We start from the raw sequence: 7,443 nt of genomic DNA on the forward strand, positions 1-7,443 counted from the left end.
GTTTCTGTTTTTCATTTCACCTCACAACAGTAAGATTTTTTATACTGTTTGCATGATAAATAAATTCCTTGTAAAAAAACACCGCTCATTTATTTCTTATACTCGTAATAAAATAAATAGAATGATTCATAGCCAATAATCATGTTTAAATTTATGAAAAGGGGAGGTAACGGAATGGACCGAAACAATTCATATCATACATATAACGGACCTTCCAAAGCACTGCCTCTCTCCCTATTCGATGTAAAAAATGAATTGAAACAAAAAAGCAAACTTATTCCTTCTGATACCATGTATAAATTAACGAAAGAAGAGCAACTCCTCATCAACAAAATAAAAATACAAACAGAACAGCTAAATAAAAATAATGTTACAAGAACACGCGCATACTACCAATTTTACATTCAATATCCAGAAATACATTGGGCACTGCTTGGGCATATGGTATCACGTAACGGCGGTTGGAATATGACTGATTTAAAGGGCGATTTATATACGAGAATTTTATCAGAGAAAGATCAATTCATATTTTTTTCTTTTTTAGAAAGAGGGAATTGGCTTATTTTCCAAGATGTATACCCTCAATTTTTACTTTACGAACAAAGTGTAAAGAGATCACAAAAGTTATTTCACCTTCTCCCTCACCTAAATGTTTCTACATTTATGGAAACGATGTGGAACGATTTTTGGAAAACAGGCAACAAAAAAACATTAGCGATTGCAACTATTGTTAATGAACAAAACTACTTAGAAAAAAGAGTGATTCAAAATGTACAATTTAAAAAGACTGTACTAAATAGTATTGGATTTAAACTCTTTGATTTCTTTCAGTTTAATCATATCCTTTTCCCATTCTACGAAAATGATAAAAAACAAAAAGTATTACTATTTGGTGATACAATGAAACATTTCACTTCCTTACATGAAAGAATATTAATTGGAAAAAGATTGTATTCATTATTATTTCGAGATACACATGTTTTATCTCAAATAATAAGCTGGGCCCAACATCATCCGCATACAGGCTCAAGGAAAGATTACTGGCCCCATTTATTTTCAAGTGTAAATGAATCTTTTTCCCGTGAGTTTTATAAGCGCCGAATAAAGAAATGCCAGTTGCGAAGTGGCGCTTATCGTATATACAGTCCTTCACTCATCTATGCATGGCGAGATATGAAGCATGAAGAAGTTGACAGTGAAGATTGGTTTACCGATTGGCGAGTTGTAAATTACTTAGTTGATAAGGAGGAAAATATAAATGGACAAATTACAGAAGACTACTGCAAAACACTCGAAAAAATTGAACTCGCAATTCTCGCAAAGAAAAATGTCCTCCTCCGAGAAGAAGAATGAGTTTCTAGCATTAGTAGTTACAATCTTTCTCTCTTCTATTATTGGAACTTGTTTAGATGCTTTTTTTGTTCATAAACAAATATATTCCTTTCCAGCTAGACCCTTCTCATCCACATTTTCAGTTAATATAGCTTTTACATCGTTCGTACTGCCGATTTTAACAGTTATCTTTATACACATTTCAAAAAAATTATCTAAAGTTTCTAGAATTCTATTTATTATTTCGATCGGTATTTGCGCTAGCCTTTTTGAACAGATTGCTGAAAGTTTAGGTTTATTTGTACATAGTGCGAATTGGAACCATACATATTCTTTATTTGGTTATATGATTTTTTATTCTTTTATTTGGAACGTATATAATTGGATAAAAAAATAAAGAGACCATTATAGGTCCCTTCTTAAGCATACTCTTCCATTATTGCTAATGGTGCCAGTGTTTGAAGGCTTTTAGAGCGTAAACGATAGGCAACGACTTTCTTCTTATATTGCTTAATGACATCAACATGTTCCTCATAGCTATATAGAGAAAACCTAATCTCTTTATTCCCTTTCTTCGTATCAATGACTATTGGTGTCCCTTCTCCGTGCGGCGGGAAATAATGTTTATCTAAAAACAAAGCCTCATTAAATTCATGAATAACTTGTAGTTTCATTTCTCCCTCTATATTTTTTCCATCTATCGATATAGAAGTATTTTCCGCCTCAAGCTTTTGATGCAATTCAAATTTACTAATAATTGATTCTACAACAGAAGTGGGCATGCTAGAAACTAATACTTTAATAGCTCCAAAAACAAATAATGTAACTATAAACCATGTTGTCATTGTTATCATCTCCATTACATTTAAAAAATAAATTTCGTTCCATACGGTATTAGTATACTAATGAGTATTCCAGTTACAATCATCGTTACCGAACCGATAGTCGCTTCTTTCTCGCCTTCCTTCACTAAACGGCTCACACCGATAATATGTGATGCACAGCCCATTCCAACTCCTTTTCCAATCGTACTTGTTATACTGAAAAGCTTAAGTACTGTTGGTCCGATAATAGCACCTGTTATTCCTGCAACAACTACAAAACTAGAAGTCATAGATGGAATACCACCAATTTGATCCGCTAATGATAAGGCAATAGGCATCGTTGCTAACTGTGGTAAAGTAGTTAATATAAGTTCCTTATCTATATTTAAAATTCCGCCAATCACTACATTCATACCCGTTACAGCCACTATACCTATTACTACTCCAATAAGTATCGATAAAAAATTTTTCATAAGTATCTTTCGCTCTTTAAATAGAGGTATGGCTAATGCTACAATTGCAGGGCTCAATAAGCTTGAAAGAATGTCTCCTCCATTTTCCCTATACTCATGATGAGAAATACCAAAAATCAAAAATAAACAAATCATAATTGCCGTAACTGTTAACACCGGTAACGTAAATGCAAACGTAAATTTTTTATATAGCTTTGTCGCCAAGAAATAAATTGCTACAGTAATAATAATTAAGACCATTTGAATCGTGCACCTTGTCGATTTTATTTTTTTGTTGTTATTAATAATTGACTTATATACCCTGAAACAATCAAAGTTACTACAGTACTTGCAACTACTAAAAGGAATATAATACTCCCCTTACTTAAAAGAAAAGACCCGTATTCCATCAGCCCTGTTGTCGAAGGGATTAAAAATAACGGTAAAAATACGATTAACTTTTCCGCACCTAACTCAAACCATTTTAACGGTAAAATGCGAGTGGAAAGGAGCAGGAACAGCATTAACATCCCTATTAAACTTCCCGGTATTGATAGATGGAATATTTCCTGAATCCACGTACCCACTAAGCTAAATATATATAGCACGCCTACTTGAAGTAAAAGCATCACGTACTTCATTTCTTTCCCTCATTTCACTATCACACATCCATATTATGAAATTTCATTTAGCGTGTCGGCAAACCGTTTAATTCCAAGTTGAATTTGTTCTATATTCGCTCTACCAAACGTAAATCGTATATATTCATTTTTCGAACCTAAAACACTGCCCGGAACAAATGCGACACCATTCCGTATAGATTCACCTAATAAGTGATATTCATCAAACTTTCCTTTCACTTTACACCATACATGTATTCCACCCTCTGGCACGAAACATTCAACTCGGTCTCCCAATGTTCCTTCAAGCTCTGCAATTAATTCATCTCTTCTTTGCTTCAATTGTCCACGAAGTATCGTAATATGTGTATGAAAATCCTTTGATTCTAAAAATTGATTTGCTACCCACTGCGTAAATACACTATGGCCAAAATCAACTTGTTGCTTTGCATCTGCTAAACGCTCAATTACACGTGTAGGACCAATTATCCATCCAATACGTAATCCTGATGCAACAATTTTTGATAATGAACTTATATAAAGAACATTTCCATTTTGGTCCATTGATTTTAATGTCGGGTTCACTTCTCCATTAAAAGAAATTAAACTATACGGATCATCTTCTACAATTGGTATACCGAACTCAGAAGACAGTTCTAAAATTTTTTTACGTCTCGCTAATGAAAGCACAGTACCTGTTGGATTTTGATAATCTGGATTCAAAAATACCATACGAATGCGATGCTTTTTGTGCAAATCGATTAAGTCATCTGGATTCATTCCATGCTCATCAACAGGTAAATGAAATATGTTTAAACCGGCCGATTTAAACATTGGAAGCGAAAAACAATATGACGGATCTTCAATCGCAATCGCATCGCCAGGTTTTAATAAACATTGAACGATAAGATTAAGCGCCTGTTGTGCTCCAGACGTAATAAGAATAGAGCTTGAATCTGCTTCAATTTGTTTATATTGCTGAACATGTGCTGCAATTGTTTTTCTCAACATCTCATTTCCAAGTGGATGGTCATAGCCGAGATTTTCCATAAATGTTTTCTCCGCCAAAATTGTTCGAAATCTATCACTCGGAATTAATTCTGGTGACAGTTCACCACTCGCTAAATTAATTAAATCATCTTTTTGTGTTTCCGTTCGAATTTGTTGAACGAGTGGTACGTTAGGTAAGAACGATCCATCCTCCACGTACCTACCCCAGTTCGGTATTCGTTTATGTGAGACACCCCATATGTCTGTATTAACCCGTGTTCCGCTTCCCTTTTGCCGTTCTACTACTCCAAGTGATTTTAATTCTTCATACGCAGCTACTATTGTACTCCGGTTCACCTGTAATTCCTTTGCCAATATACGCTCAGAAGGTAACTTACTATCAGAAGGAAATTCACCTGAAGAAATGCCTCTTTCAATATAATCAGCAATTTGTTTATATACAGGTGTCTTATCTGCACGATTTGGTTTCCATTCCATCTAGTTTCCTCCTTTCAAAACGAACTATCCTCATTTTTTACTAACAGTATTCACCGTAAAAATAGTATTAATTAGTCACATTTTCTTATCCGTAAATGGATATATCCAAAATGGTTCTCTTTCTGATTACTCAATAGCTTCTGAAATTCCAACTTCATACTCTCATTTCCAGTTCTTTTACAAACTATCAAATCATTACCGCATACCATGTTACCCCGGCCAGTAGAACAAAAAGAAGAAGAATATAGATTGCAGATAAGTTTTTCACATTTCTTTTTGTAGACTTACCGTAATTCTCCTCCACGTTTCTTGCAACTAGTACAGTCCCAAATAGCGATACAATTACAATAATAACGACTAGTGAAATTGCAAAACTCATTGTCTTTTCACCTCTCTAAGACCCATCTATTTTAATTAAAGAACTTACATAAAAACCTTCCTCTTTAAAACGTTGATAACATACTACCTTTCTTCTCTTATCATAATAGATGTTTGCAAAAAGCGGACCAACCACTTTCTTGTTTTTTTGCTCATCCACTTAAAAAATAAAAAGCAACTGATCACTTAGGACCAGTTGCTTTTTTCACACGATAATTTTTCATTTAAAATTAATTCGATTTAAAAGTTTCGCCTTTTCATAATGAAACATCGACTGAGATAACTCAAAAATTGTTCCATTTACAAGATACACTGTATTTTCAATAAGAAGCGCCGGATCACCTTCATTTAATTCTAAAAGCTGTGCATTTTCTTTATTTACTTTTTCACAACTAATAACTTTATCAGCAAAACCAATATTTAATCGTAAATCTTCAATGAAATAACTGTATACAGAGCTTAATGCTATTTCTTCGTTCAAATATGGAATAATATCCTTTTTGAAATAACTTACTTCAATAGAGAATGGTTTAGCATCTACAATTCTTAAGCGCTTCAAAAAATACAACCTAGTTCCAGCTTCGCATTGCATCCGCTTTGCTATCTCTTCGTCCGCATCTATTACTTCCAGCTCTAACACTTTCGTTTCAATATTTTGTGAAACAAGATTTTTCGTTAATCCACGTAAACTTCCTAAATTAATGTAATCTGTTACAGAAGTTTCGCGTAAAAACATGCCACTACCTTGCACTTGAAAAATATAACCTCTATTCACAAGCTGACTAATTACTTTACGTATCGTATTACGGCTTACTTCAAATCGATTCATCAACGCTTCTTCTGTAGGTAGTTTTTTCGTTTCATTAAAAAGCCCATCTCGAATGTTTTGCTCTAACACATCTGCAATTTGTTTATACTTTGCACTCATACACTTTCTCCTAAAATACTCTTTTATCTGTTATAACTCTTCCCCTCTCGTTTCGATCACACATTTATACCAATGAAACGAAAGTTTCTTCTTACGTTTTAAGTTATCATTATGATCGACAAAAATAAAGCCATATTGCTTTTTATATCCATTTAACCAACTTAAAAGATCAATCACTGACCATGCATAATAACCTTTTAAGTTAATTCCCTCTTCAATTGCACGCTTCATTACTTTTAAATGCGCTTCAATAAATTTAATTCTCGGAACATCTACAATTTCTCCGTCAATGATTGGATCTTCATCACCAAGTCCATTTTCCGTTACATACATCTTTATGTCACCGTAACGCGCTTTCAACATATGCAATCCCTCTAAGAAACCTTCGGGAGATATTTCCCATCCCCATTTTGTATATGTTTTATCATCCATTTTAACTGTTCGATAAAAACCATCAAAAGAAGGGTTACCTGGAGCAAGCGTTGAGTTTTCTCGAGAATGTTCCTCACTCTTTATATCCATATCGTATCTTTCTACTCGTATTGGTTGATAATAATTCAAGCCAATAAAATCATTTTCTTCTGCATTTTGTTTAATGATTTCTAATTCTTCAACCGTCCAATTAGGAGTCCATCCTTTTTCCTTTAATTGTTGTACAACATAAGACGGATACTCGCCCTTTAAAATTGGATCATAATACCAATACGTTTCATATTCATTCGCATGATTTGCTGCTTGTATATTTTCTTTTTGATCATCCACACTATAAGCAGGTAAGAAAACATGTGTAATCCCAATCTCACCATATTGTTTCAGCTGCTTGTACACCGCAACTGTTTTCGCATGTGCATAAAATACATAATGAGTCGCTTGAAAATACTTTGGAACATCATTTTGGATTCCTGGTGGATGTGCACCTTTTAAATAACCTAATCCACAAAACATTACTGTCTCATTAAAAGTAATCCAATGCTTAACTCTGTCACCAAATGCCTTAAAACAAGTTTCTGCATATTTTACGAAAGCCTCTGCTGTTCTTTTATTCGTCCATCCACCATCTTTTTCTAACGGTAATGGTAAATCCCAATGATATAAAGTGACAAACGGCACAATCCCGTATTTTAAACATTCATCAATTAAGTTGTTATAAAATTCAATCCCTTTTTCATTTACCTTTCCATCTCCAGTCGGCAATATTCTCGCCCAAGAAATAGAAAAACGATACGATTCTAATCCCATCTCAGCCATTAAGCGAACATCTTCCTTATATCGATGATAATGATCAACAGCTACATCACCATTTGTTCCATTGTATGTTTTGCCAGGAATTTTTGAAAACTCGTCCCAATTCGTAACACCTTTTCCATCTTCATTCCATGCACCTTCTACTTGATAAGAAGCTGAAGCAGCTCCGAATAAAA

At 33.9% G+C, this 7,443-nt stretch carries 9 protein-coding genes; 2 read left to right on the forward strand and 7 right to left on the reverse strand.

From position 1 onward, the window contains the following. Nucleotides 1–174 precede the first annotated feature (174 nt). Together ACQGS6_RS19455 and ACQGS6_RS19460 are read left to right on the forward strand one after the other, a co-directional pair. Nucleotides 175–1,353: a DUF2515 domain-containing protein gene (locus tag ACQGS6_RS19455; RefSeq protein WP_426965452.1), complete on the forward strand. Its 1,179-nt coding sequence runs from the start codon at nucleotides 175–177 to the stop codon at nucleotides 1,351–1,353. Further along, on the forward strand, nucleotides 1,328–1,729 hold the full coding sequence (locus tag ACQGS6_RS19460; RefSeq protein ID WP_142238189.1) for a CBO0543 family protein: 402 nt from the start codon (nucleotides 1,328–1,330) through the stop codon (nucleotides 1,727–1,729). The genes ACQGS6_RS19455 and ACQGS6_RS19460 overlap by 26 nt, the downstream gene beginning before the upstream one ends. Before the next feature lie 22 nt (nucleotides 1,730–1,751). Here ACQGS6_RS19460 and ACQGS6_RS19465 read toward each other — a convergent pair whose 3' ends face one another. From ACQGS6_RS19465 to ACQGS6_RS19495, 7 genes are all read right to left on the reverse strand, one after another. Then, complete coding sequence (locus ACQGS6_RS19465; protein WP_000214633.1) at nucleotides 1,752–2,177, reverse strand: YfmQ family protein; 426 nt, start codon at nucleotides 2,175–2,177, stop codon at nucleotides 1,752–1,754. A gap of 20 nt (nucleotides 2,178–2,197) precedes the next feature. Beyond that, nucleotides 2,198–2,869 carry an LrgB family protein gene (locus tag ACQGS6_RS19470; protein WP_074625419.1) on the reverse strand — a complete coding sequence of 224 codons (672 nt, stop codon included), beginning with the start codon at nucleotides 2,867–2,869 and terminating at the stop codon, nucleotides 2,198–2,200. 23 nt (nucleotides 2,870–2,892) lie between these two features. Further along, on the reverse strand, nucleotides 2,893–3,249 hold the full coding sequence (locus tag ACQGS6_RS19475) for a CidA/LrgA family holin-like protein (protein ID WP_000878380.1): 357 nt from the start codon (nucleotides 3,247–3,249) through the stop codon (nucleotides 2,893–2,895). Between the two features lie 33 nt (nucleotides 3,250–3,282). Further along, nucleotides 3,283–4,716, reverse strand: coding sequence for a PLP-dependent aminotransferase family protein (locus ACQGS6_RS19480; RefSeq protein WP_000454956.1), 1,434 nt, complete (start codon nucleotides 4,714–4,716; stop codon nucleotides 3,283–3,285). A gap of 187 nt (nucleotides 4,717–4,903) precedes the next feature. Next, nucleotides 4,904–5,095, reverse strand: a complete 192-nt coding sequence (locus tag ACQGS6_RS19485; protein ID WP_000006458.1) for a hypothetical protein — start codon at nucleotides 5,093–5,095, stop codon at nucleotides 4,904–4,906. Nucleotides 5,096–5,314: 219 nt separating this feature from the next. Then, nucleotides 5,315–6,022: a GntR family transcriptional regulator gene (locus tag ACQGS6_RS19490; protein WP_001274912.1), complete on the reverse strand. Its 708-nt coding sequence runs from the start codon at nucleotides 6,020–6,022 to the stop codon at nucleotides 5,315–5,317. 30 nt (nucleotides 6,023–6,052) lie between these two features. After that, nucleotides 6,053–7,443: glycoside hydrolase family 1 protein (locus ACQGS6_RS19495; RefSeq protein WP_426965453.1), on the reverse strand; the 1,391-nt coding region annotated here is incomplete at its 5' end.

It is taken from the genome of Bacillus sp. GMs2/2 (assembly GCF_050172095.1).
In the GTDB taxonomy this organism is placed as follows: domain Bacteria; phylum Bacillota; class Bacilli; order Bacillales; family Bacillaceae_G; genus Bacillus_A; species Bacillus_A cereus.

Excerpts from the sequence above, each read along its gene's own strand:
- ACQGS6_RS19490 (WP_001274912.1), bottom strand. The coding sequence starts at position 6,022 with ATGAGTGCAAAGTATAAACAAATTGCAGATGTGTTAGAGCAAAACATT.
- ACQGS6_RS19485 (WP_000006458.1), bottom strand. The coding sequence starts at position 5,095 with ATGAGTTTTGCAATTTCACTAGTCGTTATTATTGTAATTGTATCGCTA.
- ACQGS6_RS19475 (WP_000878380.1), bottom strand. The coding sequence starts at position 3,249 with ATGAAGTACGTGATGCTTTTACTTCAAGTAGGCGTGCTATATATATTT.
- ACQGS6_RS19480 (WP_000454956.1), bottom strand. The coding sequence starts at position 4,716 with ATGGAATGGAAACCAAATCGTGCAGATAAGACACCTGTATATAAACAA.
- ACQGS6_RS19465 (WP_000214633.1), bottom strand. The coding sequence starts at position 2,177 with ATGACAACATGGTTTATAGTTACATTATTTGTTTTTGGAGCTATTAAA.
- ACQGS6_RS19470 (WP_074625419.1), bottom strand. The coding sequence starts at position 2,869 with ATGGTCTTAATTATTATTACTGTAGCAATTTATTTCTTGGCGACAAAG.
- ACQGS6_RS19455 (WP_426965452.1), top strand. The coding sequence starts at position 175 with ATGGACCGAAACAATTCATATCATACATATAACGGACCTTCCAAAGCA.
- ACQGS6_RS19460 (WP_142238189.1), top strand. The coding sequence starts at position 1,328 with ATGTCCTCCTCCGAGAAGAAGAATGAGTTTCTAGCATTAGTAGTTACA.